26 protein-coding genes are annotated in these 26,420 nt (G+C 70.4%); 12 read left to right on the forward strand and 14 right to left on the reverse strand.

Going from position 1 to position 26,420, the window contains the following annotated elements; genetic code table 11:
- Nucleotides 1–65: 65 nt before the first annotated feature.
- The 7 genes from ACFVXC_RS09995 to ACFVXC_RS10025 all read right to left on the reverse strand — a co-directional run bounded on the left by ACFVXC_RS09995 (nucleotide 66) and on the right by ACFVXC_RS10025 (nucleotide 8,154).
- Complete coding sequence (locus ACFVXC_RS09995) at nucleotides 66–1,679, reverse strand: dipeptide ABC transporter ATP-binding protein (protein WP_389903483.1); 1,614 nt, start codon at nucleotides 1,677–1,679, stop codon at nucleotides 66–68.
- Nucleotides 1,676–2,665, reverse strand: a complete 990-nt coding sequence (locus tag ACFVXC_RS10000) for an ABC transporter permease (protein WP_389903484.1) — start codon at nucleotides 2,663–2,665, stop codon at nucleotides 1,676–1,678. The genes ACFVXC_RS09995 and ACFVXC_RS10000 overlap by 4 nt, the downstream gene beginning before the upstream one ends.
- Nucleotides 2,662–3,654, reverse strand: coding sequence for an ABC transporter permease (locus tag ACFVXC_RS10005; protein WP_389903486.1), 993 nt, complete (start codon nucleotides 3,652–3,654; stop codon nucleotides 2,662–2,664). Before ACFVXC_RS10005 ends, ACFVXC_RS10000 begins: the two co-directional genes overlap by 4 nt.
- A 20-nt stretch (nucleotides 3,655–3,674) precedes the next feature.
- A complete protein-coding gene (locus tag ACFVXC_RS10010; RefSeq protein WP_389903487.1) occupies nucleotides 3,675–5,402 on the reverse strand; it encodes an ABC transporter substrate-binding protein in 1,728 nt (575 codons plus the stop codon).
- Nucleotides 5,403–5,528: 126 nt separating this feature from the next.
- Nucleotides 5,529–5,621 (reverse strand): Ms4533A family Cys-rich leader peptide, encoded by a 93-nt coding sequence (locus tag ACFVXC_RS10015; protein ID WP_389903490.1) that lies wholly within the window; start codon nucleotides 5,619–5,621, stop codon nucleotides 5,529–5,531.
- Nucleotides 5,622–5,722: 101 nt separating this feature from the next.
- Complete coding sequence (locus ACFVXC_RS10020; protein WP_389903492.1) at nucleotides 5,723–7,156, reverse strand: DUF3152 domain-containing protein; 1,434 nt, start codon at nucleotides 7,154–7,156, stop codon at nucleotides 5,723–5,725.
- 8 nt (nucleotides 7,157–7,164) lie between these two features.
- A complete protein-coding gene (locus ACFVXC_RS10025) occupies nucleotides 7,165–8,154 on the reverse strand; it encodes an alpha/beta fold hydrolase (RefSeq protein WP_389903494.1) in 990 nt (329 codons plus the stop codon).
- 221 nt (nucleotides 8,155–8,375) lie between these two features.
- Between ACFVXC_RS10025 and ACFVXC_RS10030 the strand changes: the two genes are divergently transcribed.
- From ACFVXC_RS10030 to ACFVXC_RS10045, 4 genes are all read left to right on the forward strand, one after another.
- Nucleotides 8,376–8,618, forward strand: coding sequence for a hypothetical protein (locus ACFVXC_RS10030; RefSeq protein WP_389903496.1), 243 nt, complete (start codon nucleotides 8,376–8,378; stop codon nucleotides 8,616–8,618).
- A gap of 144 nt (nucleotides 8,619–8,762) precedes the next feature.
- Complete coding sequence (locus ACFVXC_RS10035; protein ID WP_389903499.1) at nucleotides 8,763–9,404, forward strand: TetR/AcrR family transcriptional regulator; 642 nt, start codon at nucleotides 8,763–8,765, stop codon at nucleotides 9,402–9,404.
- Nucleotides 9,405–9,532: 128 nt separating this feature from the next.
- Nucleotides 9,533–9,760: a DUF3107 domain-containing protein gene (locus ACFVXC_RS10040; protein WP_249587904.1), complete on the forward strand. Its 228-nt coding sequence runs from the start codon at nucleotides 9,533–9,535 to the stop codon at nucleotides 9,758–9,760.
- A gap of 194 nt (nucleotides 9,761–9,954) precedes the next feature.
- Nucleotides 9,955–10,227 carry a hypothetical protein gene (locus tag ACFVXC_RS10045; RefSeq protein ID WP_389903501.1) on the forward strand — a complete coding sequence of 91 codons (273 nt, stop codon included), beginning with the start codon at nucleotides 9,955–9,957 and terminating at the stop codon, nucleotides 10,225–10,227.
- Between the two features lie 176 nt (nucleotides 10,228–10,403).
- Here the strand turns inward: ACFVXC_RS10045 and ACFVXC_RS10050 are convergent, their stop codons facing one another.
- Entirely contained in the window at nucleotides 10,404–11,141 is a 738-nt protein-coding gene (locus tag ACFVXC_RS10050; RefSeq protein WP_389903502.1) for a ferritin-like fold-containing protein, read from the reverse strand.
- Between the two features lie 463 nt (nucleotides 11,142–11,604).
- Here ACFVXC_RS10050 and ACFVXC_RS10055 point away from each other — a divergent pair, with 463 nt between their 5' ends.
- Both ACFVXC_RS10055 and ACFVXC_RS10060 read left to right on the forward strand, forming a co-directional pair.
- Nucleotides 11,605–13,827, forward strand: coding sequence for a DEAD/DEAH box helicase (locus ACFVXC_RS10055; RefSeq protein ID WP_389903504.1), 2,223 nt, complete (start codon nucleotides 11,605–11,607; stop codon nucleotides 13,825–13,827).
- Between the two features lie 594 nt (nucleotides 13,828–14,421).
- The gene (locus tag ACFVXC_RS10060) at nucleotides 14,422–15,273 is read left to right on the forward strand and encodes an alpha/beta fold hydrolase (protein WP_389903506.1); all 852 of its coding nucleotides are present in this window, start codon (nucleotides 14,422–14,424) and stop codon (nucleotides 15,271–15,273) included.
- Here the strand turns inward: ACFVXC_RS10060 and ACFVXC_RS10065 are convergent, their stop codons facing one another.
- Nucleotides 15,274–16,179: an NYN domain-containing protein gene (locus ACFVXC_RS10065; protein WP_389903508.1), complete on the reverse strand. Its 906-nt coding sequence runs from the start codon at nucleotides 16,177–16,179 to the stop codon at nucleotides 15,274–15,276.
- A gap of 209 nt (nucleotides 16,180–16,388) precedes the next feature.
- Between ACFVXC_RS10065 and ACFVXC_RS10070 the strand changes: the two genes are divergently transcribed.
- On the forward strand, nucleotides 16,389–16,541 hold the full coding sequence (locus ACFVXC_RS10070) for a hypothetical protein (protein WP_389903510.1): 153 nt from the start codon (nucleotides 16,389–16,391) through the stop codon (nucleotides 16,539–16,541).
- A 97-nt stretch (nucleotides 16,542–16,638) separates the two neighbouring features.
- Here ACFVXC_RS10070 and ACFVXC_RS10075 read toward each other — a convergent pair whose 3' ends face one another.
- The 3 genes from ACFVXC_RS10075 to ACFVXC_RS10085 all read right to left on the reverse strand — a co-directional run bounded on the left by ACFVXC_RS10075 (nucleotide 16,639) and on the right by ACFVXC_RS10085 (nucleotide 19,093).
- Nucleotides 16,639–17,244: a MarC family protein gene (locus tag ACFVXC_RS10075; protein ID WP_389903511.1), complete on the reverse strand. Its 606-nt coding sequence runs from the start codon at nucleotides 17,242–17,244 to the stop codon at nucleotides 16,639–16,641.
- 93 nt (nucleotides 17,245–17,337) lie between these two features.
- On the reverse strand, nucleotides 17,338–18,204 hold the full coding sequence (locus ACFVXC_RS10080) for a PHP domain-containing protein (protein ID WP_389903513.1): 867 nt from the start codon (nucleotides 18,202–18,204) through the stop codon (nucleotides 17,338–17,340).
- Nucleotides 18,205–18,451: 247 nt separating this feature from the next.
- Entirely contained in the window at nucleotides 18,452–19,093 is a 642-nt protein-coding gene (locus ACFVXC_RS10085; protein WP_389903514.1) for a DUF6758 family protein, read from the reverse strand.
- Nucleotides 19,094–19,317: 224 nt separating this feature from the next.
- On the opposite strand from ACFVXC_RS10085, the gene ACFVXC_RS10090 reads away from it, so the two are divergent.
- Entirely contained in the window at nucleotides 19,318–20,571 is a 1,254-nt protein-coding gene (locus ACFVXC_RS10090; protein ID WP_389903516.1) for an MFS transporter, read from the forward strand.
- Nucleotides 20,572–20,598: 27 nt separating this feature from the next.
- On the opposite strand, the gene ACFVXC_RS10095 is transcribed toward ACFVXC_RS10090, so the two are convergent.
- Nucleotides 20,599–21,183: a suppressor of fused domain protein gene (locus tag ACFVXC_RS10095; protein WP_389903518.1), complete on the reverse strand. Its 585-nt coding sequence runs from the start codon at nucleotides 21,181–21,183 to the stop codon at nucleotides 20,599–20,601.
- Nucleotides 21,184–21,708: 525 nt separating this feature from the next.
- On the opposite strand from ACFVXC_RS10095, the gene ACFVXC_RS10100 reads away from it, so the two are divergent.
- On the forward strand, nucleotides 21,709–22,824 hold the full coding sequence (locus ACFVXC_RS10100; RefSeq protein WP_389903521.1) for a magnesium and cobalt transport protein CorA: 1,116 nt from the start codon (nucleotides 21,709–21,711) through the stop codon (nucleotides 22,822–22,824).
- 28 nt (nucleotides 22,825–22,852) lie between these two features.
- Nucleotides 22,853–23,365 carry a hypothetical protein gene (locus ACFVXC_RS10105; protein WP_389903524.1) on the forward strand — a complete coding sequence of 171 codons (513 nt, stop codon included), beginning with the start codon at nucleotides 22,853–22,855 and terminating at the stop codon, nucleotides 23,363–23,365.
- A gap of 142 nt (nucleotides 23,366–23,507) precedes the next feature.
- On the opposite strand, the gene ACFVXC_RS10110 is transcribed toward ACFVXC_RS10105, so the two are convergent.
- Complete coding sequence (locus tag ACFVXC_RS10110; RefSeq protein WP_389904406.1) at nucleotides 23,508–24,230, reverse strand: hypothetical protein; 723 nt, start codon at nucleotides 24,228–24,230, stop codon at nucleotides 23,508–23,510.
- Between the two features lie 286 nt (nucleotides 24,231–24,516).
- On the opposite strand from ACFVXC_RS10110, the gene ACFVXC_RS10115 reads away from it, so the two are divergent.
- Together ACFVXC_RS10115 and ACFVXC_RS10120 are read left to right on the forward strand one after the other, a co-directional pair.
- Nucleotides 24,517–25,842 (forward strand): magnesium transporter MgtE N-terminal domain-containing protein, encoded by a 1,326-nt coding sequence (locus ACFVXC_RS10115; RefSeq protein WP_389903525.1) that lies wholly within the window; start codon nucleotides 24,517–24,519, stop codon nucleotides 25,840–25,842.
- Entirely contained in the window at nucleotides 25,829–26,404 is a 576-nt protein-coding gene (locus ACFVXC_RS10120; RefSeq protein WP_389903527.1) for a DUF1003 domain-containing protein, read from the forward strand. The genes ACFVXC_RS10115 and ACFVXC_RS10120 overlap by 14 nt, the downstream gene beginning before the upstream one ends.
- The last annotated feature ends 16 nt before the right edge of the window (nucleotides 26,405–26,420 follow it).

Raw genomic sequence — 26,420 nt, forward strand, 5'->3', positions numbered from 1 at the left:
TTTCCCGCGCCCGTAGCGTTCTGTCGCGCTATGGCTCCGGTAGAGCGCTCTTTCGCTACGGAGCGTTAAGCTGCGGCCAGCTCCCTGCGGGCCGTGCGGCGCCGCGCCGCGGCCTCCGGGTCGAGCGCGGGCACGGCGGCCAACAGCTGTTTGGTGTACGCCTGTCGGGGCGTCCCGTACACCTCGTCGACGGTTCCCTGCTCGACGATCCGGCCCTTCTTCATCACCGCGACCCGGTCGCTGACCTGGCGTACCACCGCGAGGTCGTGCGCGATGAAGACGAGGGCGAGCCCGTGCTCCTTCTGCAGCTCGGCGAGGAGCGCGGTCACTTGCGCCTGCGTCGTCACGTCGAGCGCCGAGACCGGCTCGTCGCACACGATGACCCGGGGGTCGGCCGCGAGGGCCCGTGCGATCCCGACACGCTGACGCTGGCCGCCGCTGAACTCGTGCGGATAGCGCCCGTAGTACGCCGGATCGAGTCCGACGCGCTCCATGAGGTCACTCACGCGTGCGCGCACGACGGAGTCGTCGCGCTCGCCCCGCGCGCGCAGCGGATCGGCGATGGACTCCCCGATGCCGCGGCGCGGATTGAGCGAGGAGACGGGGTCCTGGAACACCATCTGCACCCCGGCCCGCGTCCCGTCGGCCGGCGCCGACACGCCACCATGCCGGATCTCTCCCGCCGAGGGGTCGAGGAGCCCCACCAGCATCCGGCCGAGCGTCGTCTTGCCGCTGCCGCTCTCCCCCACGATCCCGAGCGTCTCCCCCCGGCGGACCGTGAGCGACACGTCGTCCACGGCGGCGAACGCGCGCTTTCCGCGCCCGAACTCCTTGCGCAGGCCGACCGCTTCGAGGACGACGTCGCCCTGCGCCCGCGATGCCGTCTCGCGGGGCGAGTCCACCCGGGGCACCGCCCCGAGCAGCTCCCTCGTGTACGCCTCCCTGGGCGCGCCGAGAACCTCCCGCACGGGCCCCCGCTCGACGGACCTGCCGTACCGCATGACCAGAACGTCGTCCACGCTCTCCGCCGCGACGCCCACATCGTGCGTGACCAGGAGCAGGGCCATCCCGGTCTCGGCCCGCAACCCGTGCAGCAGGTCGAGGATCTGGGCCTGCACGGTGACGTCCAGGGCGGTCGTCGGCTCGTCGGCGATCAGGAGCTCGGGCTCGCAGGCGAGCGCCATGGCGATGAGCGCGCGCTGCCGCATGCCGCCGCTGAACTCGTGCGGCCGGGAGCGCGCCCTGCGTACGGCGTCCGGAATGCCCACCCGGTCGAGCACTTCGACGCCACGCGCGCGTGCCGCCCTGCGCGAGGCCCCGCTGTGCACGCGGTACACCTCGGCGATCTGGTCGCCCACCGCGTAGTACGGGTCGAGGGACGACAGCGGATCCTGGAAGACCATCGCCGCCTTCCCGCCCCGAAGGCGCCGCAACTCCTCACCGGACGCTTCCTGTACGTCGATGCCGCCGACCAGAACGGATCCGTCGACGCCCGCGCCGGTGCCCCGGTGGAGCCCGAGCAGCGCGGAGGCCACCGTGCTCTTGCCGGACCCCGACTCGCCGACGAGGCCGAGCGCGGCGCCCTTCTCCAGCGTGAAGGAGAGCCCGTCGACGGCGCGCGTGTCACCGAAGTCGACCACCAGGTCGGTCACTTGGACGAGGCTTTGGGCCACGCTCATGACAGGGCCACCCTTCGGTCGGCCACCGCGTACAGGACGTCCGCGACGGCGTTGGCGAGCACTACGAAGAAGCCGGTCACCAGGACCATGCCGACCACGACCGGCAGATCGACGACCTTGACCGCGTGCACCAGTTCGCGCCCCATGCCGGGCAGGCCGAAGAGCGTCTCGCTGAGCACGGCGCTGCCGAACATCGACCCGAAGTCGTTGGCGCTCATCGCGATGACCGGGGCGAACGCGCCCCGCAGGGCGTGCTTGCCGATGATCGAGCGCTCCCCGACGCCGTACGCGCGAAACGTCCGCACATGGTCGTCGGCGAGGGTCTCCAGCATCGAGGCGCGGGTGAGGCGCGCGTACTTGGCGGCCTCGATCAGCGCGAGGGACAGCCAGGGCAGGAGCAGGTTCCACGCCCACTGCTGAGGGTCGTCGGTGAACGGTACGTACTGCGGGAAGGGCAGCAGGTTCAGCTGGCCGCAGACCACGATCATCAGGAGGAGACCGATGACGAAGACGGGTGTGGCCGTGCCCGCGAGCGTGACGGCGGTCAGGATGCGCTCGGTGACGCGCCCGCGCCGCCAGGCGGACAGGACGCCGGTGCCGACGCCGAGGATCAGCCACATCACCATGGCGCCGAGCGCGAGCGATCCGGTGACCGGAAGCTTCGCCACGATCAGCTGGGTGACCTGCTGGTCGCTCTGGTAGGAGAGCCCGAGGCAGGGGGCGTCGCAGTGCTCCACACCCGTGCCCGTCGAGTAGTCGTGGCCGACGAAGATGCCCTGGAGGAAGTCCCAGTAGCGGACGTACACCGGATCGTCGAGCCGCAGCTGCTCGGTCACCTGGGCCACTTGAGCCGGTGAGCAGCGCGGACCGCAGGTGATCTGGGCGACGTCGCCGGGAGCGACGTAGAAGACCGCGTAGATGATCACGGAGATGGCGAGCAGCGTGACGAGGGCGCCGACCGCGCGCCTCAGGAGGAAGCCGGTCATGCCTTGCCCTCCCCCTTCTTTCCGGTGCCGATCCGCAGCCGCGACGCGGCCCGTGGATCGAGCGCGGTCCGCACGCCGTCGCCCAGGACGGTCAGTGCGAGCACCGTCACGAACAGCGCCCCCGCGGGCAGCAGTAGGTACTGCGGCGCCGCCTGGTACCAGATGTCGGCCGAGGTCAGCATCTGTCCCCAGGACGCGGTCGGCGGTTTGACGCCGACGCCGAGGAAGGAGAGCGCCGCCTCCACCGTGATGTTCAACGGGACGAGCAGCGCCGCGTAGGTGATGACGGGGGCGGCGAGCCCCGGCAGGAGTTCGCGGCGCGCGATGCGCCAGGTGCTCCAGCCGCTGAGCCGGGCGGCGGCCACGTAGTCGAGCTCCTTGAGGGTGATGGTCTGCGCGCGCACGATCTTGGCCGTGCTGCCCCAGGCGACGAGCCCGATGACCAGGGCGACGAGGACGGGGCGCGGGAAGCCGCTGGGCACGATCGCCATCAGGGCGAGCGAGAGGACCATCAGCGGCATGGCGACGATGACATCGGTGGCGCGGCTGAGCACCTGGTCGACCCAGCGGTTGCCGAGCCCGGCCGCGATGCCGATGCTGACGCCGAGCAGCACCTGTACGAGGGTCGCGGCGAGCGCGACGCCGAGGGAGACCCGGGCGCCGTACACGAGACGGGCGAACAGATCGCGCCCGGTCTGCGGTTCGACGCCGAGCCAGTGCTCGGCGCTGATCCCGCCGAACGAACCGATGGGCACGCCGCCGCGCCCGGAGTCGATGAGGTCGGGGTGGTACGTACTGGGGTCCTGGCCCTCGATGGCGGTGAGCAGCGGCGCGGCGAGCGCGACCAGGACGAGCAGCGCGACGACGGCCGCCGCGACGAGGGCGGCGCGCTGCGTACGCAGCCGCCGCCAGAACTGACGGGCACCGGAAGTCGGGGCGGGCGCCGTGACGCCCGTCCCCGCTTCCGAGGCCAACAGGGCCTCGCTCATGGTGATGTGACCAGTAGCCCTTACTTGACCGCGACCTGGGAGATGTCCAGGACACCCGTCCAGTCGCTGATCACGATGTTCTTGACGTCCTTGCCGTAAAGGCGCTTGTAGACCGGGTGGAAGAGCGGCACGGTCAGGGCCTGCTCGCCGATCTTCTTGTCGAGGGCGCCCCAGCGCTTGGCGGCGGCGTCGAGGTCGGTGAGCTTGTTGATCTCGTCGATCTCGTTGTTGACGGACTTGTCGTTCAGGAAGCCGGTGTTGAAGTTGGCGCCGTCCTTCACGATCTGCCGCCCGTCGAAGATCGGGGCGAGGAAGGGGCCGCCGGAGGGCCAGTCGGCACCCCAGTGCGCGAGGAAGAGGCCGGGCTCGGTCTTGGCGCCGTGGACCTTGTCCTTGTAGTCGTTGTCCTCAAGGCCCTCCAGCTTGACCGTGATCCCGGCCTTCTTCAGGGCGTCCTGGATCGCGGTGGCGATCTCCGGGCTCGTCTCGAAGTCCTTGGCGTTGGAGTGGGTCAGCGTGATGGTGAGCCCGTCCTTGTGACCGGCCTCCTTCAGGAGCTCCTTGGCCTTCTTCGCGTTGCCGGACTTGCCCGCCGGGAAGTGGTCGTACTTCGTGTATCCGAAGGACTTCTGGTTGGGCAGGTACGTCGTCGCGGGCTCGGCGAGCGACGAGCCGCCGGCGGCGTTGACGACGGACGAACGGTCGACGGCGTACGAGATGGCCTGGCGCACCTTCGGGTCGTCGAAGGGCTTCACCTTCGGGTTGAAGGCGAGGTAGTTCGTGTATCCGAAGTGCCCGGTGCCCACCCGCGAGGCAAGGGCCTTGTCGCCGGTGACCTTGGCGAGCTCGGCGGGGCCGAGGTTCGTGTCGGTGGTCACGGCGGCGGCGTCCGCGCCCTGGCCCGCCGAGAGACGCTGGTTGATGACGGAGGAGTTCAGGCCGGACCGCACGTCGATCTTGTCCGGGTAGGCCTTGCGCTCGGGGTCGCTCTTCGCGGACCAGTGCGGGTTGCGCTCCAGGGTGAGGCGCTCGCCGTCGTTCTCGTTCTTGACGACCTTGTAGGGGCCCGACGAGACCGGGTGCTCCTCGTACTTCGTGCCCTTGTCCTTGCTCTTGGGGACGGGCGTGAACTGCGTCTGCGTCGCCAGATAGGGGAATTCGCCCTCGGGCTTGTTCAGGTGGAAGACGATGGTCCGCTCGTCGGGCGTCTCGATCGACTCAAGACCCTTGCCGCTCTTGTCCTTGTAGGGCCCGGCGTACTTGTCGCCGCCGGTCAGCCAGTCCCTCAAGTAGGGCGCGCCACCGGAGAGTTCACCGGCGAAGGAGCGCTCGATCCCGTACTTGACGTCGGCGGACGTGATCGGCGAACCGTCCTCGTACTTGAGGCCCTTCTTGAGGGTGTACGTCCACACCGTGGCGTTCTTGCTCGACTTGCCGAGGTCCGTGGCGAGGTCGGGCACGACCTCCGAGCCCTTGGCGCCGTCCTCGCGGTTGCGGGTGGTCAGGGTGCGGAAGACGAGCGAGGGGACGTTGCCGCCGCCGGAGGTGTAGAGCCGCGCCGGGTCGAAGTCGACCTGCGGCTGACTGTTGAGGACGGTGAGGGTGCCGCCCTCGGTGGGCTTGCCCTCGGCGCCGCCACTCCCGGCGTCGTTGTCCTCGGGGCCCGCGCAGGCGGCGGCGCCCGCTGCCAGGACGAGGCTGACGGATGCCGCTGCCACGCGGCGGGCTATGACGGACGGTTGACGCATGGGGAGGGACCTCTCGGAGGATCGAGCAGCGGAAGAGAGCAGAGCTCGCCCCGGGGTCGCCGAAGAAGGTCAGTCAGGACCGCGAAGGGTCCGGAGAGAATGCGACGCACGCGCCAGGGGCGGGCGTCAGCAACAGTGGATGTCGGACACGCAGAGCGCGGTCACGCCAAAGAGCGCCAGCTCAAGGGCGGCGCACGAGGAGGCGTGACGAGGCGACATGCGGAGAAATATGAACGAACTTTCGGCGGATGTCAAAGCCGTCGAACACGCGGTGAGCACAGAACGCTCACCGCGCGGTCGATTCGCCGGGGACGGCTCTCTCAACTCTTCGGAAAAGCCCAAGGGTTGGCCTTGCACTTGATTCCGTCGTGATTGAGGAACTTCGTCTGCTGCTGCATGACGGGCGCGAGCTCGCCGTCCTTCGTGCAGTCCGTGTGGTTGAAGCCGAGCCGGTGGCCGACCTCGTGGTTGATCAGCATCTGCCGGTACGGGTGGATTCGGTCACCGTAGGTCTTGGCGCCCTGCGCCCACCGATAGGCGTTGATCATGACGCGGTCGGTGGCCGCGGAATCACAGGAGACGTTCTGCTGAAGGGTGTCGAGCCCGGATTTCGCGCACCACTTCCCGGTCGTCCCCGGGCTGGCGAGCGTGATGACGAAGTCGGGCTTCCCCGAAGAGACGCGCTCGAAGGTCCGGCCTCCGTTGTGCGCCCAGCTCCGGTCGTCGTTCAGGGTCTTCTGCACGGCCGTCGCGAACAGCTCGCCGTCCAGGCCCATGCCCTTCTCGACGTCGACGCGGTAGCGGAACTTCTGCCCCTTGCCTGGCGCCTTGTCGAACCCGGCCATCGCGTCGAAGTCACCGGACGCCGTCAGCTTGGCGTCGAGCGGGTACTTCTTGGCCATCTTCGTCTCGTACGTCGCCGGGGCGGACTCCGCGGGCGTGGGCCGATCGTCCGAGCGGGACGCGTCACCGGCCGCGGCGCGGCCCTCCTGGCCCTTCGCGGTCTGCGTCCTGGGAGCGGAATCCTTCGCGCCGTCGGCCACCTGGCCGGCCACGACGACCGCGAGGACGGTGGTGACAGCGGCAGCGGCTATGCCGGTGAAGGTACGGCCCTTGCCGCCGCCGGACTTGCCGCCCTTGCCGTCGTCTTCCTGGTCGCCCTGGTCATCCTGGTCGCCCTGGTCGTCAGCGATGCCGCCGGGGCCGTCGGACCCTTCAGACCCTTCGGACCAGAGCTCTCCGTGGGCTTCCTCGTCCTCGTCGACCGCGCGGTCCCAGTCGGTGACGGAGGCGTACGGGTCGCGGGGCGGGGAGCCGGTCGGTGCGCCGTTCGGGGCGGGCGCGACCCGGGTCGCACCGGTCGCGAAAAGATCTTCCTCGGGGAACTCGTCACCGAACGCGTCCACGTACTCGCGGCGGGGGCCCGGCACGCGGGGCGACGCGGTCCGGGGCCCGGCTCCCCAGGCCCCGCCCGGCTCACGCTGCTCGGGGTGCCCGCCGCGGACATGCGGCGCGCCACGCGGAGGAGTGGCCTGGGGCATGCCGTGCGGCGGGGTCGCCTGCGGGACTCCATGCGGCGGGGTCGCCTGCGGGACTCCGTGCGCGGGCGTGCCGCCGTCCCCCGGGGCGCGTCTGCGGCGCCCCGTGCCGGGACCTGGCGGGCGTGCGCCCTGCGGTGACGGTATGTCGGCAGTGTCCGTACTGCCCGTGTTGTCTTCGAGGTCGACCGAACCTCGGCGGCTATGACGTCCCACTCGCCGCCTCAGCTCCCCGAGCTCGACTGACCGGATGCATTCAACTCTCCTGTGTCCGCGAGGAGTTCGCGGATTGCCGTGGCCACCGTATCCGGATACTCCATCATCGCCACATGCCCCGCGTCGGGCAACGTGAGCAACCGTGAGTCACGGAACGCGGCAGCGGCCTTGCGTGCCATACGGTACGAGACGAGCAGATCCCGGCCGCCGTAGATCAGCAGCGTCGGCGCGAGCACCCGCTCCGCCTGCCGCCACAGACCCTGCTGCCCGCCCATGGTGTACGCGTTCACGATGCCACGCGCCGAGCGGGCCATCGCATCCCACATGTACGGCAGGGCGAGTCTGCGCTCCATCTCCCGCACGGCCGCGCTGTACCCCTCGGGCGAGATCCGGCCCGGGTCGCCGTAACAGAGCGCCATGACGCCGCTGACCCGCTGCTCGGCCGTCCAGTCCTTGGTGAGCCGGGTGAACAGGCTCGCGACGCCGGGCACCGCGAGGAGCCCGGTCGGCAGTGCCGTGCGCTGCACCCGAAGCTCCGGGAGCGCGGGCGAGATCAGCGTGAGGGTGCGGACCAGGTCGGGGCGGACGGCGGCGACGCGCGTGGTGACCGCGCCGCCCAGCGAGTTGGCGATCAGATGCACGGGCCCGTCCTCGCGGGCGTCCAGATAACGGATGACCGCGCGCGCGTGCCCCGTGACCGAGTAGTTGCCGTCGTCCGGCGGCGGCGAGTCGCCGAACCCCGGCAGGTCGACCGCCGCACAGTCGACGACGTCCTCGAGCAGCGGCATCAGGGCCGACCAGTTCTGCGAGGACCCGCCGAGCCCGTGCACGTACAGCGCGGGCGGCAGACCTTCGCGGACCGGCGGTCTGGAACGCACCGAAAGCGTGAGCCCGGAGAGGGTGACCGAGTCGATCCGCTCGCCCGGCGCGACCCCGACGGCACCCGGTTTCGGGGCGACGGAGGCGGCGATCAGGTTCGGCAGCTCGGTCGAAGACATGCGGCAATGTTACGAGACGATCACACGGTGGCTCATGTGTTCGCCGTCACAGATCCTGATATTCGCGGTCACGGATACCGAATTCACCGTCACGGATCGCGACGACGGCGCCCGGAGATCACGTAGCGCCCGGTCCGGAGGTCTCCTAGGCTCATAGAAGAGGGCACACAGGGCACTCGCACCACTAGTCCGCAAGGGACTCCGTAGGGAAGAGAGCCACGATGACCGTCGACCCGTCCGACCCCGAGACCTTCCAGAACGAAGAGACCACCGGCAACACCGACATCAGCGGCATCAACGACATCAGCGCCGAGGCACCTGAGGCCGATGCCGCGGAGCAGCACACCGACCTCGCGCCGAGCCGGGACGACTCCCTGGAGGGCGCGGACACGGACGCGGCCAACGAGGCCGACCTGGCCGAACAGGCCCGCGTCGTCACTATCGACGAGGACGACTATCGCTGAGCTGCCCGTGTTTGCCCTGCTACGCACGGGTTTCGCAGACATCCAGTCCTTGAAATTCTCCGCTCGTACCGCGCACATCGGGGTTACCGAAAAGTACGATGGCCGCGCGGCGCACACCGCACATTCACGATCATGGGAGGCGGCGTGACAGCCATCGAGCAGACAGAGGCAGCGCGCCCACGGGGCACACGCCTGCCGCGTCGTGCCCGACGCAATCAGTTGCTGGGCGCGGCGCAGGAGGTCTTCGTCGCGCAGGGCTACCACGCGGCGGCGATGGACGACATCGCCGAGCGCGCCGGAGTCAGCAAGCCGGTGCTCTACCAGCACTTCCCCGGAAAGCTCGACCTATACCTCGCTCTGCTCGACCAGCATTGCGAATCGCTGCTGCAGTCCGTCCGTACGGCGCTCGCGTCCACGTCGGACAACAAGCTGCGGGTCGCGGCCACGATGGACGCCTACTTCGCGTACGTGGAGGATGAGGGCGGCGCCTTCCGCCTCGTCTTCGAGTCCGACCTGACGAACGAGTCCGCGGTCCGCGAGCGCGTGGACCGGGTCACGCTCCAGTGCGCGGAAGCGATCTGCGAGGTCATCGCCGAGGACACGGGCCTGCCCCGGGACGAGGCGATGCTGCTCGCCGTGGGGCTCGGCGGCTACTCACAGGTGGTCGCCCGGTACTGGCTCGCCAGCGGCAGCACGGTCCCGCGCGACAAGGCGGTGGAGCTGCTCACCTCGCTGGCCTGGCGCGGTATCGCGGGCTTCCCGCTGCACGGCCTGGACGGTCACTGAGCATTCCCGATCTCTGTTCGCTACTGGCGTGCAGCGGCGGAAGCATGAGCATCGCCTCACCGGGCTAATGTGTGCTGAGTACGGCGCGGACGCCCGCGCACATCACTGACCGTCGGAGGGACAAAGCCGTGGAGGTCAAGATCGGCGTGCAGTACGCGCCCCGCGAGATCGTGCTCGAGAGCACCCAGAGTGCCGAGGAAGTCGAGCGTGCGGTGTCCGAGGCGCTGACCGGCAAGTCGCCGCTGCTGAGCCTCGTGGACGACCACGGCCGCAAGGTCCTGGTTCCGGCCGACCGCCTCGCGTACGTCGAGCTCGGCGAGCCGACCGCGCGCAAGGTGGGCTTCAGCGCCCTGTAGTTCACGGGCGCTGCACGCAGGACGAACGACGAGAACGGCCCGGTGGTCACAACCACCGGGCCGTTCTCGTGTGTTGACGCGCCCGGCGCACATCAGGCGCTGAGGCGCGGAGGTTCTGGAGGATTGCATTCCGGCTGCCAGGGGTAAGACCGGCTACGACCGTTTTGCACCTGGCCGCGAGGGAGGGACACCCTGTGATTCTGGAAGCACTCGGCTCTGCACTGCTCGGTTTCGCCCTGGCATGGGCCACGGCCCACCGACTGGCCCACCGGCTCCCCGCGCGGGACCTGGTCCTGTCGACCGGGGCCGCGGGCGGCGTGATCGGCTCCTTCGTCACGCACATGGCCCTCGGCGCCGGGCACGTACCCGCCACACTCGCAGGCGCGGTGGCCGTGTCGGCCGCCCTGCTCTCACTCCTGATCCGCCCCACCCGCAGCCGACTGCGCCGTCGCTCAGCGACGGCGTAGGGCGCAGGGGGCGCCCCCGAAGGGGCGCGGGGAACGGCGCGCTCAGCCACAACGCACCCGCGGGTGAAAACAGCAGCCCCACCCACGACGCCCGAAGGGGCGCGAGGAACTGCGCGCCCAGCCACAAAACGCACCCGCAGGAAAAAACAGCCCCCCAGCCCCCGGAGCCCCAGCGACTACGCGGCGAGCCCCAGCGCAGCCATCCGCTTCGTGTGCGCCTCAGTGATCCGGGAGAACATCCGCCCGACCTCGGCGAGGTCGAAGCCGTCGGCGACGCCCCCGACCAGCATGGTCGACAGGGCGTCCCTGTCGGCGACGACCCGCTGCGACTGCGAAAGCGCCTCGCCCATCAGCCGCCGCGCCCACAGCGCGAGCCGCCCGCCCACGCGCGGGTCCGCGTCGATCGCGGCGCGCACCTTCTCGATCGCGAAGCTCGCGTGCCCCGTGTCGTCGAGCACACCGAGGACGAGACGACGGGTGTCACCGTCGAGCCGCGCCGCGACCTCGCGGTAGAAGTCACTGGCGATCGAGTCGCCCACGTACGCCTTGACCAGGCCCTCCAGCCAGTCGGAAGGCGCCGTCTGCCGGTGGAAACCGTCAAGGGCCTCCACGAAGGGCTCCATCGCCTCGGTGGCGTCCGCGCCGATCTCCGAGAGACGGTCCCGCAACCGCTCGAAGTGGTGGAACTCCGCCGACGCCATCTTCGCCAGCGCGGCCTTGTCGCCGAGCGTCGGCGCCAGCTTCGCGTCCTCCGCGAGCCGCTCGAATGCCGCGAGCTCCCCGTAGGCGAGCGCTCCGAGCAGATCCACGACCGCGGCGCGGTAGTGCGGCTCGTGAGCGGCGGTCTTCCAGTCCTGGGCGGCGATTCCGGTGGGTTCGGCAGGTGTGTCAGCGGCGGTGTCAGGCGTCTCCATAAACCGCACAATAGCCCGCTCGCAGCAACGTGTAAGGGCCTGGTCAGTGACTGCGACGACGACTGTGTGACCTAATCGCCAGACACGGCTGCGAGATTCCGGGGTACAGTGGTAAAGCGCCTGTCGAATATTCGTCGGGCCGTACGAATGAGGATGCCCGGTCGGAGGCCCGATCGGCTCCGACCCGACAGCCCTCCAGGCGGCCCGCGAAGTGCGGACGGCACGAGGAGGGAACCTCAGCGGTACGAGCGCTCGAGCGCAGGCAGTGGTCCCGCGCCCCCGGCCCCGCCCCCCAAGCAGCCGGCGGTAGTGGCACGGTCACGACCCCCAGCGTTCGCCTCGGGCCGCGTCTCACAGAAGAGGCAATGCCCTGACTACGACTTTCCGCGATCTCGGAATTCTCCCCGAGACGGCCGAGGCCCTTGAGGCCGTCGGCATCATCAGCCCGTTCCCCATCCAAGAGATGACGCTGCCCGTGGCGCTCTCCGGTTCCGACGTCATCGGCCAGGCCAAGACCGGCACCGGCAAGACGCTCGGCTTCGGACTCCCGCTCCTTGAGCGCGTCACCGTCCCCGCGGACGTCGAGGCGGGCCGGGCCAAGCCCGAGCAGCTGACCGACGCCCCGCAGGCGCTCATCGTCGTCCCGACCCGTGAGCTGTGCCAGCAGGTCACGAACGACCTGCAGACCGCAGGCAAGGCGCGGAACGTACGCGTCCTCGCCATATATGGCGGCCGGGCCTACGAGCCGCAGGTCGAGGCCCTCAAGAAGGGCATCGACATCGTCGTCGGCACGCCCGGTCGTCTTCTCGACCTGGCGGGCCAGAAGAAGCTCAACCTCAAGCACATCAAGTGCCTGGTGCTCGACGAGGCCGACGAGATGCTCGACCTGGGCTTCCTGCCCGACGTCGAGCGGATCATCAACATGCTGCCGCCGAAGCGTCAGACGATGCTGTTCTCGGCGACCATGCCGGGCGCGGTCATCGGCCTGGCCCGTCGGTACATGTCGCAGCCCACGCACATCCGCGCCACCGCGCCGGACGACGAGGGCCAGACCGTCGCGAACACGAAGCAGCACGTGTACCGCGCGCACAACATGGACAAGCCCGAGATGGTCTCGCGCATCCTGCAGGCCGACGGCCGCGGACTCGCGATGATCTTCTGCCGCACGAAGCGGACCGCCGCCGACATCGCCGAGCAGCTCGAAAAGCGCGGCTTCGCCTCGGGCGCCGTACACGGCGACCTCGGCCAGGGCGCCCGCGAGCAGGCGCTGCGGGCGTTCCGCAACGGCAAGGTGGACGTGCTCGTCTGCACGGACGTCGCCGCGCGCGGCATCGACGTCGGTGGCGTCACGCACGTCATCAACTACCAGTCCCCCGAGGACGAGAAGACGTACCTGCACCGCATCGGCCGTACGGGCCGCGCGGGCGCCAAGGGCATCGCGATCACGCTGGTCGACTGGGACGACATCCCGCGCTGGCAGCTGATCAACAAGGCGCTGAACCTCGACCTCAGCGACCCGGTCGAGACGTACTCGAGCTCTCCTCACCTGTACGAGGAGCTGAGCATCCCGGCGGGCACGAAGGGTGTGCTGCCGCGTGCCGAGCGGACCCGTGCCGGGCTCCGCGCCGAGCAGGTCGAGGACCTCGGCGAGACGGGCGGCAAGGGTGGCTCGCGCGGGCGGGACCGCGATCGTGGCGGCCGTGACCGTGACGGCGGCCGTGACGGCGGCCGTGACCGTGACCGCGGGCGCGCTTCCGAGCCGGAGCGCGAGCCGCGTGAGGCGCGTACGCCGCGTCGGCGTCGCCGCACCCGCTCGGGTACGCCGCTGGAGGCGCCGGCCGTGGCGGAGGTCGCCGCGGTCGCCCCTGCCCCCGTGTCTGCCCCTGCGTCCGCCCCCGAGGCCGAGCTGACGGAGCCGCGCACGCCGCGTCGCCGTCGCCGGACGCGGAGCGGCTCGGAGGCGGCGGAGGCTGTCGTCGACACGGTCGAGGCCGTGGAGAGGGTCGAAGCTGCGGAGACGGTCGAGGCCGAGGAGCCCGCCACGAAGCCGCGCCGCCGGACCCGCAAGGCAGCGGAGCCGGTAGCCGAGGCCGCCGAAGCCGCTGCCCCTGAGGCCGAGGCGCCCGCTACCAAGCCGCGCCGCCGGACCCGCAAGGCCGCGGAAGCCGTCGTCGACACGGTCGAGGCCGTGGAGACGACGGAGGAGCCCGCTACCAAGCCGCGTCGGCGTACGCGCAAGGTCGCGGAGCCGGTAGCCGAGGTCGCGGAAACCCCCGAGGCCGAGGTTGAGGCGCCCGCCGCCAAGCCGCGCCGCCGCACCCGCAAGGCCGCGGAGGCCGTCGTCGACACGGTCGAGGCGGTCGAGGCGGTCGAGGCTCCGGCCACCAAGCCGCGTCGGCGTACGCGCAAGGCCGCGGAGCCGGTAGCCGAGGCCACCGAAGCCGCAGCCGCTGAGGCCGAGGCGCCCGCGACGAAGCCGCGCCGCCGCACCCGCAAGGCAGCGGAAGCCGTAGTCGAGACCGTCGAGGCCGAGATTCCCGCTCAGCCGACGGAGGAGACCAAGCCGCATCGGCGTACGCGCAAGGCCGCGGAGGCGGCTCCGGCTGTCGCCGAGGAGGCCGCCGTCGCGAAGCCGCGTACTCGCCGTACGCGCAAGGCGGTCGCTGCACCGGCCGAGGAGAGCTGAGGCACTCCGCCAAGGCTCAACGCCAGAAGGCCCGGCCCCCTACGGGGTGCCGGGCCTTCTGCGTGCCTCTCCCTCAACTCCCCCTCGCCGTAACCCAGTTCCTGTCCCGGCGCTCCGCGCCGGATGTCCCCCTCCCACCCACCCGATCACCCGGCGACAACCCGGCAACGAGCGGGCGGACAGGCGGCACAGCCAGTGACGCCACCCCGCCCATCCGCCCCGCCGACGCGGGGTGAACGGACGGGTGGGCGGGACAGACCCGCCCCAACTCCACCCCACCGACCACCCCGCACCTGACCGCCACCCCACCCGGCCACCCCACCCATACGGGGCAAACGGGTGGGGTGACCGGGCGGGGGAGATCCGCGCGGGGCGGAGCGGGGCCGGGCGGAGCAGAGCGGGCGGAGCAGGGCCGGACGGAGCAGGGCGGAGCAGAGCCGGACGGAGCAGAGCCGGACGGAGCAGGGCCGGGAAGATCCGCACGGAGCGGGGAAGATCCGCACGGAGCGCGGGAAAGCCGACCACCCCGCCCAAGCCCCCGCCCCTGCCCCCACCCCTGCCCCCGTCCCCGCCCCTGCGACTAGCCTCGGAGGCATGAGCAGGCCCCCCACCTTCACCCCGCCCCCTGGCGTCGACGCGCGGCGGCTTCGGACCGTGCGCGGCGACTTCGCCACCCTCGACGCCCGCCCGGCCGGCGAGGCCAAGGGCACCGTCCTGCTGCTCCCCGGATTCACCGGGAGCAAGGAGGACTTCATCGCCCTGCTCAGGCCCATCGCGGATGCCGGGTACCGGGCGGTCTCCGTCGACGGCCGGGGGCAGTACGAGACTCAGGGCCCCGAGAAGGATGAATCCCCGTACGCCCAGGCGGAGTTGGCCCAGGACGTACTCGCCCAGGCCGACGCGGTCACCGGCACGCCCCACCTCCTGGGGCACTCCCTCGGAGGCCAGATCGCCCGCGCCGCCACCCTCCGCGCCCCCGCGGACACCTTCGCCTCGCTCACCCTCATGGCCTCCGGGCCTGCCGCCATCTCCGCCTCTCAGCAGGCCCGCGCCAAGATGCTGACGGACGCGCTCGGCGTCCTGTCGATGGCCGAGGCCTGGGAGGCCATCCAGGCCTTCGATCCGCCCGAGGACACCGCCCTCGACGGTGACGTCCTGCGCGAGCGCTGGCTGCGCCACAGCCCCGCCCAGCTCATCGCCACCGGCAAGCAGCTCTGCGCCGAGCCCGACCGCGTCACGGAACTCGCCGCCGTGCCCCTGCGCAAGCACGTCATCTCCGGCGAGCGCGACGACACCTGGCCCATCCCCTGGCTCGACGCCATGGCGGTCCGCCTGCACGCTCAGCGCACGGTCATCACCGGCGCCGAGCACTCCCCCAACACCGACCGCCCGGCGCAGACCACCGCGGCCCTCATCGCCTTCTGGGACCAGAACGCCGGCGACTAGCTAGTAGTGCGTCTGCAGGTGGCCCCAGAAGCCGTCCCGCAGCGCCCGCCGCAGGTCCGACTGCCCCCGCAGCGAGTACGCGAGCAGCTTCTCCGCCTCCACCAGGAGTTCCTGGTCCACCGATCCCGGCAGATACGGATGGCCCGGCAGCAGGTCCACAAGGGCCGCCCGCCCCCGCGCGGCCAGCCACTTCGCGGCGATCTGCGCGCCGACGAAACGCACGTCCTCGCGCGAGGGACGCGACGTGCCCGCCGTCTCGTACGACATGGCGGCGTTGCGCCGGGACACGTACGGCTTGAAGAAGTCGAGGTCGAACGTGCGCTGGCTGTCGACCTCCCACAGCAGCGGCTCGGCCTGGTTGCGGCCGTCGGTCGCCTCGATGCCCCACAGATGCACGCGCGCGCCGTAACCCTGCGCCGCCTCCACCGCCGAGACCAGGTCCTCATCGCCCCCGATCAGGGCCGCGTCGCTGATCGCGCGGTGCCGGGCCAGCGACTCCAGATCCGTCCGGATGAGGGAATCGACACCCTTCTGTTGATTGTTCGCGTTGAGGTTGCCGAGACGGACCTTGACGTCCGGCAGCTCCGCGATCGACTGCTGCTCCACCGTGTGGATGCGGCGCCGCGCACCGTCGTACCAGTAGACGCGCAGCAGACGGCTGTCCGCGAAGATCGTGCGCGCCTTGTCGATGAGCGCGTCGATCAGCCCCTCCGCGTCCAGGTCGAAGGCCCGCCGGTCCTCCGTGCCGACCGCGAGCCGCCCCGCCGCCGCGTACACATATCCGGCGTCGACGAAGATCGCGTGCGTGGACGGTGTCTTCGCCACCTCGGCGAGCACGCGCTCAAGGAGTCCGTTGGCGCGCTCCAGCTGGGCGCTGATCTCGATCTCGTCGTTCATGGGGGCCATAGGGGCCCATTGTCCTGTCGGTCACGCAGCGAACACAACCGGTCTCGCTACTCATGAGTAATTAGTCTGTCGAAAAATTTCCTTAGCGTAGGGAATGTTTGCTGGGGGCAACTCGTTGTACCCGTAGGAACGCCGGACACAGCTGTCCCGGCGGCCACAACACCAGTAGTTCTCCTCCAGGAGGATGACCAGACGAAGGGAGAAGCCTTATGCGCTTCGAAATCATGCGACTCGACGACGTCGACGGCTCCGCCGTGGACCGGACCGTCGTAGACGCCGCCTCCGTCAATCGGATCGTGCAGCAGGCCGCAGCGATCGGCCAGCGCATCTATATCCGACCGGCCGAATCTCAGGCCTCGTAACGCACAGGTTGAACAGAGACAGGTTGAAGGGCCCCCGTACACCTTTGGTACGGGGGCCCTTGGCATGTCCGGGCGGCCCGCCCCCGGTGGAGGCGCCCTAGGCGCCGTTGATCACCTGCGTCACGCCGTTGATGATCTGCTGCACCGCGATCGCGGAGAGCATCATGCCCGCGAGCCGCGTCACCAGGACCACGCCGCCGTCCTTGATGACCCGGATGATCAGCAGCGAGTAGCGCATCACGAGCCACAGCACGACGTGCATCGCCACGATCGCCGTCCACACGGAGAGCTGCGCACCGACGGTGTCGGCGTCCTGGACGGCCAGGATGACCGAGACGATCGCGCCGGGCCCCGCGAGCAGCGGCATGCCGAGCGGTACGAGGGCGACGTTGACGTCCTTGGTCTGCGTCGGCTCGTCCGTCTTGCCGGTGAGCAGGTCGAGCGCGATCAGCAGGAGCAGCAGACCACCCGCGATCATCAGCGCGGGGACGGAGACGTGCAGGTAGTCGAGGATCTGGTGGCCAAGGACCCCGAAGACCGCGATCACCCCGAACGCGACGCACACGGCCTGGAGGGCCATCTTCCTCTGCACCTTGGCGGGACGGCCGGAGGTCAGTCCGAGGAAGATCGGGGTGATCCCAGGGGGATCCATGATGACAAAAAGGGTCAGAAAGAGGGAGCCGAAGACGGCGACGTCGAACACAGTGATGGCCTTGCGGTGAGTCGTACGAAAGTGCCGCGCGAGGGCGGCGGAAAAGGTGGGGCGGGCGGGGAAGCCCGAGCGGGGAAGCCGCTGTTACGCGGCAGGACCTCCGCCCGCGCCCGGCACCGGGAACGCCCCGGTCGCGCGGCGCGTGATCTCCCCGTAGATCTCGGGGTCGGTCGTGAACTCCCCGAGCACGCAGGTCTTTCGGCTGCCGTGGTAGTCGCTCGACCCCGTGGCGAGCAGGCCGAGGTCCACGGCGAGGCCGTGCAGCCGGGCGCGGGTGGCCGGGTCGTGGTCCATGTGGTCGGCCTCGACACCGTCGAGACCGGCGGCGGCCAGCGCCGCCATCGCGGCCTCGGGCACCACCTGCCCCCGCTTGACGGCCGCCGGGTGCGCGAAGACGGTGACGCCGCCCGCGGCCTTGACCAGGCGGATCGCGTCGAAGGGGTCCAGTTCGTGCTTCCCGGCGTACGCGCGGCCGCCGTCCGCCAGCCAGTCGGACGTGAAGGCGTCCGAGACGGTCGGCACGACACCCAGTTCCACCAGGGCCTCGGCGATGTGCGGGCGGCCGACCGAGCCGTCGCCCGCGATGCGCGCGACCTGCTCCCAGGTGACCGGGACGCCGAGCTCCTGGAGCTTGCCGACCATCGTCTTGGCGCGGGGCACCCGGTCGTCGCGCACGAGCTCGCGCTCGCGGGAGAGTTCCGGCTCGTCGGGGTCGAAGAGGTAGGCCAGCATGTGCAAGCCCACGCCGTCGAGGCGGCAGGAGAGTTCGGCGCCGGTGACAAGGGTGAGGCCTGCGGGCAGAGCCGCGACGGCCTCCGCGTGTCCGCGGGTGGTGTCGTGGTCCGTGAGCGCGACGACGTCGAGCCCGGCGGCGGCAGCGTTGCGCACCAGCTGCGCCGGGGTGTCCGTGCCGTCGGAAGCCGTGGAGTGGGTGTGCAGATCGATGCGCACGACGCTGAACTCCAGACTCCGACGGGACGGCCTACGGCTGCCTACGGCTCACTACGGCTGACTCGACCAACGCAAGTGACGCGAGTGAGCCGCGAGCGACAGTCGTCAGGGGGACGCTCAAGGATAACGGGACTGGGACGCTCCCCCGTCCGCCACAGAGGAGACACCCCTCACGGCACCAACGGCCCCACCAGACGCCGCCATCACACCATCACGGGACACGGGACACGGGACGCGGGACACGCCATCACGGCATCAGAATCCGCGGCGAGAGCGCCCCGCACGGCAGCAGGTCCGTCTCGGCCCCCGCGTCCCGCAGATCGGTGAGCACCAGCTCGTCGTACATCAAGAGCCCCGACTGCTCCGGCCACGCGATCGCCCACAGCCACAGCCCGCGCGCCTCGCCCGCGAAGACCGCACGGTCGTCCGGCGCACCCGCCACATGCCACATCGGGGTCGGCCTGCCTGCCGCGAGGAGCTTGGCCGGTGGCGGCTTCTCCACGTTCAGATAGGGCCCGGGGTCCGGGCCGTCGATGCCCGCGTACCGCGCGCCGAGGCCGACGCCGAGCTCCTCGGCGACAAGGACCAGCTCTCCCATGCCGCCGAGCGGCGCGGGCCCCGAGCAGGCCACGGCGGTCGCACGGCCGCCGCTGCGGTCGTCACCCGCGCAGGCCACACCCGTGAAGAGCCAGCCGACCGGCAGCGGCCACGGCATCCAGACCGGCACCTGCGCGCGGTGCACCACGACCTGGAGAGCCTCGACGCTGGGTGGGATCACCGGCTGCAGCGGATGCACCGTCCCGTGCACACCGCACTGCCAGGAATCTGCAAAGAGACCGGGAGCCCTGACCCGGCCACCACACTTCGGGCAACTGGGTTCGCCCCTCATAACGACCAACCGTCCTCCCCGGTCGTCGCCCCGTCAAGGACGATCACCCGTCCGGTGGCGCTGTCCGTGGCCCTCTCCGTGGCCCTGTCACCAGGCGAAACTAGATGTAGCTTGCATCTTTTAGCCTTGCTAACTAATATATGTATACGTCAACGATCTAGACGGAAGCCGCTTCTGCGAGCCGCACCACGGAAGCCGCTTACGGAAGCCGCTAAGGAGCAGGCATGAACAGCAGCACAGGAGGTCCCGCCGAAGGGGACCCGTTCGACGAGGGAGCCCCGAGCCTTCTGCGTCAGCCGAAGGCTGTCTGGGCGACCGCGGGCGCGTCCGTCGTCGCCTTCATGGGCATCGGGCTCGTCGACCCGATCCTGCCCTCCATCGCCAAGGGCCTCGACGCCTCGGCCAGCCAGGTCTCCCTGCTCTTCACCTCCTACTTTCTCATCACCGCCGTCGCGATGCTGGTGACCGGATTCGTCTCCAGCCGGATCGGCGGCAAGAAGACCCTGCTCCTCGGCCTCGCGCTCGTCGTGGTCTTCGCCGGACTCGCGGGCACCTCGGGATCGGTCGGCGAGCTCGTCGGGTTCCGTGCGGGATGGGGGCTCGGCAACGCGCTCTTCGTGTCGACCGCGCTCGCCGTCATCGTCGGAGCGGCGGCCGGCGGCAGCGCCGCGGCGATCCTGCTCTACGAGTCGGCGCTCGGCCTCGGCATGGCGTGCGGACCACTGCTCGGCGCGGTGCTCGGCAACGCCAGCTGGCGCTACCCGTTCTTCGGCACCGCGGTTCTGATGGCAGTCGGCTTCCTCTGCATCACGGCGTTCCTGAAGGAGCAGCCCAAGCCCGCGCAGAAGACATCACTGCTCGCACCGATCAAGGCCCTGGGACACGGCGGTCTCGCGTCCGCCGCCGCCTCCGCGTTCTTCTACAACTACACGTTCTTCACGGTCCTGGCCTTCACGCCGTTCGTGCTGAACATGACCCCGTACAAGTCGGGTGCGATCTTCTTCGCCTGGGGCCTGCTGCTCGCGGTCTTCTCGGTGCTCGTGGCCCCGCGGCTGCAGGCGCGGTTCGGCTCCCTGAAGGTGCTCGGCGGTTCGCTGGTCCTTCTCGCGGCGGACGTCCTGGTGCTCGGGTACGGCAACCACGCCACCGCCATCGTCTGCACGATCCTGTCCGGCGCTTTCATCGGCGTGAACAACACCGTCTACACCGAGCTCGCGCTCGGCGTCTCGGACGCGCCGCGCCCGGTGGCCAGCGCCGGCTACAACTTCGTCCGGTGGTTCGCGGCCGCCGCCGCGCCGTTCTTCGCGCCGAAGATCGAGGAGTGGAGCGACATCCACATCCCGTTCGTGGTCGCGGCCGTCACGGCGGTCCTGGGAGCGGTCGTGGTCTGGGTCCGCAAGGACGCCCTCACCCACGAGGCCGCGGAGCTCGAACCGAAGCACGCCACGGAGGACAGCGTCACCGTCTTCGCCAACTGAGCCAACCGGGGCTCCCGGCAAGGGACTTCAGTCCAGGGACACGGACTTGCGCAGCGGATCGCGCAGGTCCGTTCCGCTGTTCAGCCAGCGCTCCTGAAGGGCCTGCGCGCCGTGCACCCGCTTCCACGCCGCCTCGTTCGGCGTCATGGGCAGCAGCGGCAGGAAACGTACGGGCTCCATCGGCTCGTCGAGCTCCAGGTCCTCCACCAGGCCCCCCGGCTCGGCGACGAGCACCGAGGTGAACTGCGCGCCGGGCCACAGCGGTTCGCCCACGTCGAGCGAGGCGCCGGGGGCCACGATCAGGCCCTCGACCTGGGGTGAGGCCGCCAGTACGGCGAGGGGGCGCAGCACCTTGTCCGTGTCCGCGACACCGCCCCGCACCGAGAGGATCAGCTCCGCGCGCGGGCCCTTGACGGGGTCGGCCAGGGCGGCGGTGGGGTCGGCCATCGGCTGGGCCGCCATGCCCAGGGTGGCGTATCTGACCACGTCCCCGTCCGTGAAGCGCAACACCTCGACGCGGTCGGTGCCGAGGAAGGTCACCGCGGCGCGGGCGTCCGGTTCACCCAGGCCAGTACGGAGACGGGCCTCGACCAGAGCAAGAACATCAGCCATGACGCGAGCATAGAACTCGCGGAAAAGGGGCCGGCGCGCAGCGTCGTCGTTCAGGGGCGGCGGTCGGGTGACGGGTTGGGAGGGTAAAGACGGGGCTTGACACTTCAGTCGGCTGATAGTGTTGGCCGCTGGTTCCGGGCAGCACGCAGCGCGCGCTCTCAAGCCCGGGCAGATGACTTCGCGCGCTACGCGCTTGGGACTTCCCCTACGGGGGACCGGCCGGAGGAGGTGGGGCTGCCATGGATCGAAGTCGACCGTGCAGTACCACCCGTTCTTCCGTCTGACACCTCACGCAGCCCTGTAGCTGCCACTGTGCGCCTGTACTCCCCGTGCTCGCGTGCGACGGAAGAGCACTTCGTTTCCACCTGATCTCTCTGAGTTATCTGATCTGAGTCAGTAGCGAAGCTGCCACCGCGATGGTGCGGTGCTCCCCGCTTTGTGGACGTGCCAAACATCCTCAGCAGGACGTCCCCATTCCGGGTAGTTCCACCCGCCGCCGGCGGCCTCCGTCAAAGGAGCCTGCCCATGTCGATGATCCGTGACCTTCGCGCCGCCGTCCGCCCCTCGCTCCGCAAGGACGGCAGCGCCTACAGCTCGTACGACACCACGCGCGACCCCACCGCCGCCTCCGCCGTCGTCGACTGCGCCGTCTACCGCGACGGCCGCCGCGCGGCCTGCGACGACACGCTCACGCCGCACGAGGCGATGCTCCAGGTGCGCCGCGACGGCGGCTTCGCCTGGATCGGTCTGCACGAGCCGACCGAGGCCGAATTCGCCGGTATCGCCGCCGAGTTCGGGCTGCACCCGCTCGCCGTCGAGGACGCGGTCCACGCCCACCAGCGGCCCAAGCTCGAACGCTACGACGACACCCTCTTCACCGTCTTCAAGACCATCCACTACGTCGAGCACGCCGAGCTCACCGCCACCAGCGAGATCGTGGAGACCGGCGAGGTGATGTGCTTCACCGGACGGGACTTCTTCATCACCGTGCGGCACGGCGGCCACGGCTCGCTGCGCGCCCTGCGGCGCCGGCTCCAGGAGGAGCCCGAGCTGCTCGCCAAGGGCCCGTCCGCCGTCCTGCACACCATCGCCGACCACGTCGTCGACGGCTATCTCGCGGTCGCCGACGCCATGCAGGACGACATCGACGACGTGGAGACCGAGGTGTTCTCGGCGCCGGGCAAAGGCACGTCACGCGGTGTCGACGCCGGGCGGATCTACCAGCTCAAGCGGGAGGTCCTGGAGTTCAAGCGGGCCGTGTCCCCGCTCCTTCGGCCCATGCTGCTCCTGAGCGAGCGGCCGATGCGGCTCGTCGATCCGGACATCCAGAAGTACTTCCGCGACGTCGCCGACCACCTGGCCCGCGTCCAGGAGCAGGTCGTCGGCTTCGACGAACTCCTCAACTCGATCCTCCAGGCCAACCTCGCGCAGGCCGCGGTCGCGCAGAACGAGGACATGCGCAAGATCACCTCCTGGGCGGCGATCATCGCCGTGCCGACGGCGGTGTGCGGGGTCTACGGCATGAACTTCGACCACATGCCCGAGCTGCACTGGCGGTTCGGCTACCCGATGGTCCTCGGCCTCATCGCCGGCGCCTGCTACGCCATCCACCGCACCCTCAAGCGCAACGGCTGGCTGTAGCCGCAAGGCCTGTCGATAGGCTGCGCGCATGACAGAAACGCTGCTCGCCCGGGCCCTCGTCGAGGAGGCCACCAAGAAGTCGGGCCTCATCTGGGTGCGCGGCGAAGAACCGGCCCGCGCCCTGTGGCACGTATGGCACGAGGGTGCGGCGCACCTCATCGGCGACGGCCCCGGAGAGCAGCCGCTGCCGGGGCTCGTCGACGGCGGCACCGCCGAAGTCACCGTACGCAGCAAGGACAAGGGCGGGCGGCTCGTCGCCTGGACGGCTCAGGTGACCGAGCTCGCGCCGCGCTCCGAGGCGTGGGAGGCGGCCGTCGCCGAGCTCAAGGGCAAGCGCCTGAACGCGCCCGACGGCGAGCGGATGCCGCAGCGCTGGGCGGACGAGTGCCGGGTCGTCCGGCTCACCCCGCAAGACACGATCACCGACCTGCCCGACGGTTCCCTGGCGGCCCCGCCGCTGCCGACCGTGGCGACCACCCGGCAGCCGGTGCCCGAGAGTCTGCCCCGGCTGCTGTTCAAGCGGAAGAAGCGGCGCGGCTAGACGTGCACGCGCCGACCCCGGCGTACGCACTGCCTGGCGCGCCCCCACGGCGTACGCACGCCGCCTCTACGCACCCCGCTCGTACGCGACCCGCTCGTACGCGGCCCGCTCGTACGCGACCCCGCCCCTACGCGCCCCGCCCCTACGACGTGGGCAGCTGCTCGCCGTAGTCCACCATCTCGTCCTTGTCGGGCTCGGCGAGCGTGAAGTCCTGGCCCCAGTCGCTGAGCCGGAGCGTGCCCGTGTCGCCCGCGCGCTCCAGGCGCAGCGGGTAGGGCTTGCCCTCCAGGGAGACGTCAAGGGTGCCGCCCGCGCCCTCGTCGCCGTTGATCTCGATGGTGGGGTTGCCGTCCGTCGTACCGCGGTCGCCGGTGGCCAGCTTGCCGTGCAGGGTGAGCATGCCGTCCAGGAGGAGGTCCTTGTCCGTGAAGCCGCTCAGCTGCTTGTAGGCCGCGTCCCCGGCGGGCACCTTCACGAACTTGCCGTCGAGCTTGGCCGCGGCCGCGTCGTCCGTCTTGCCGGGCTTCTCGGCGCCGCCCTTGGCGTCCTCGTGGGTCCAGAAGGCGGAGTCGGCCTTCAGGAAGAGCTCCTTGCCGACGCGCAGCAGCTGGAAGGTCTCCCCCTTCGAGGTCACGGAGCCGGTGCCGCCCTCTTCCTTCAGGCGCATGTCGAGCTTGTACGTGTGGCCCTTGCTGACCAGCGTGCCCGCGAGCCGCACGGCGGGTGCCGCGTCGGCCGCCGCTCTGGACTTGCTCTGGATCTTGGCGGCGGAGAGTTTGCCGATGCCGTTCGTGCCCGCGTCCGGATCCTCGTCGCTGCTGCACCCGGTGAGGCCGGTGACCCCCGCGACGAGACCCGCGCACATCGCGCTCACGAGTGCCGTCTTGCGGATACGGCGGACCGGGGGAATAGCTGGCACAGGGGGCGCTGCCTCTCGTGGGGACGACGGCTACGGCTACGGCAGTACGGCAGCGTACCCGTGCTGACTAGGTGGATCGTCGCCAGTGCGGCCGGACGCTCCGCCGGGGCACATCCGACCGGGACGGGCTAGCCTGAAGCCCGCATTGCAGGACAGAACTGCGCATAACGTCAAGAGCTGACGTCAAGACCTGACATCAAGAGCTGACGCAGGAGCGAGGGAGGCGCGTGACATGGCGGCGAGCGCCTCCCGGGTCTTCGTCTCGCACCTGGCCGGCAGCGCCGTCTTCGACCCGAACGGCGACCAGGTCGGGCGGGTGCGCGACCTGGTGGCGACGCTACGGGTGCAGCGCAGGCCGCCCCGGCTCCTTGGCCTCGTCGTCGAGCTGTCCACGCGGCGCCGCATCTTCCTGCCGATGACCCGCGTGACCGGCATCGAGACGGGCCAGGTCATCACGACCGGCGTACTGAACGTGCGGCGTTTCGAGCAGCGGCCCACCGAGCGGCTCGTGCTCGGCGAGATGCTCGACCGGCGGGTCAGACTCGTCGAGACGGGCGAGGAGGTCACCGTCCTCGACGTGGCGGTGCAGCAGCTTCCGGCCCGGCGCGACTGGGAGATCGACCGGCTCTTCGTCCGCAAGGGATCAGAAAGGCGCGTGGCGCTTCCCTGGAAGGACGGTGGTGGGAGACGGGCGGGCGGCACCTTCCGGCGCAAGGGAGAGACGCTCACCGTCGAGTGGTCGGCCGTCGACGGCTTCTCACTGGAGGAGCACGGCCAGGGCGCAGAGAGCCTGCTCGCCACCCTCGAACAGCTGCGCCCCGCCGACCTCGCCAACGTCCTGCACCACCTCTCGCCGAAGCGGCGGGCGGAGGTGGCGGCCGCGCTCGACGACGACCGGCTCGCCGACGTCCTCGAAGAGCTCCCCGAGGACGACCAGATCGAGATCCTCGGCAAGCTCAAGGAGGAGCGCGCCGCCGACGTCCTGGAGGCGATGGACCCGGACGACGCGGCCGACCTGCTCGCCGAGCTGCCCGAGGACGACAAGGAGCGGCTGCTCACGCTGATGAAGCCGGACGACGCCGCCGACGTGCGGCGCCTGATGGCGTACGAGGAGCGCACCGCGGGCGGTCTGATGACGACCGAGCCGATCGTGCTGAGGCCCGACTCGACGGTCGCGGACGCCCTCGCGCGGGTGCGCCAGCAGGACCTCTCCCCCGCGCTCGCCGCGCAGGTCTACGTGTGCCGTCCGCCGGACGAGACGCCGACGGGCAAGTATCTGGGCACCGTGCACTTCCAGCGGCTCCTGCGCGATCCGCCGTACACGCTGGTCAGCTCGATCCTCGACGACGATCTGCAGACCCTCGCGCCGGAGACCACGCTGCCCCAGGTCGCCGGGTTCTTCGCCACGTACGACATGGTGGCGGCCCCCGTCGTCGACGAGGGCGGCTCGCTGCTCGGGGCGGTCACGGTCGACGACGTGCTCGACCACATGCTGCCCGACGACTGGCGCGAGACGGAGTTCCACCAGGAGGAGGGGGCGCCACGTGCCGCCGGCTGACCGCGAGCGGGACACCCGCGCCGAGCAGCGGATCGCTCCCCGCTTCCGCCTCGACCAGCCGAGGCCGCCGCGCCGCAAGTTCCTGCCGGAGTACGACCCCGAGGCCTTCGGGCGGCTCTCCGAGCGGATCGCGCGGTTCCTCGGCACGGGGCGCTTCATCGTCTGGATGACGGTCACCATCATCGTGTGGGTCGGCTGGAACGTCTGGGCGCCGCAGGCGCTGCGCTTCGACCCGTTCCCCTTCCTGTTCCTGACCCTGGCGCTCTCCCTGCAGGCGTCCTACGCGGCCCCCCTGATCCTGCTCGCGCAGAACCGGCAGGACGACAGGGACCGGGTCAACCTCGAACAGGACCGCAAACAGAACGAGCGCTCCATCGCGGACACCGAATATCTGAGCCGCGAGATCGCCTCGCTGCGCATGGGTCTCGGCGAGGTCGCCACCCGCGACTGGATCCGTTCCGAACTCCAGGACCTGGTCAGGGAGCTGGAGCAGCAGCGCGCGGGGAGCCGCGCGGTATTCCCGGCGGAGGAGAGCGGCGGGCGTGATCTAGGCGACCGTTGACGGCTCTTTCCGGGGC

The organism is Streptomyces sp. NPDC058257, from assembly GCF_042881845.1.
Lineage (GTDB): Bacteria > Actinomycetota > Actinomycetes > Streptomycetales > Streptomycetaceae > Streptomyces.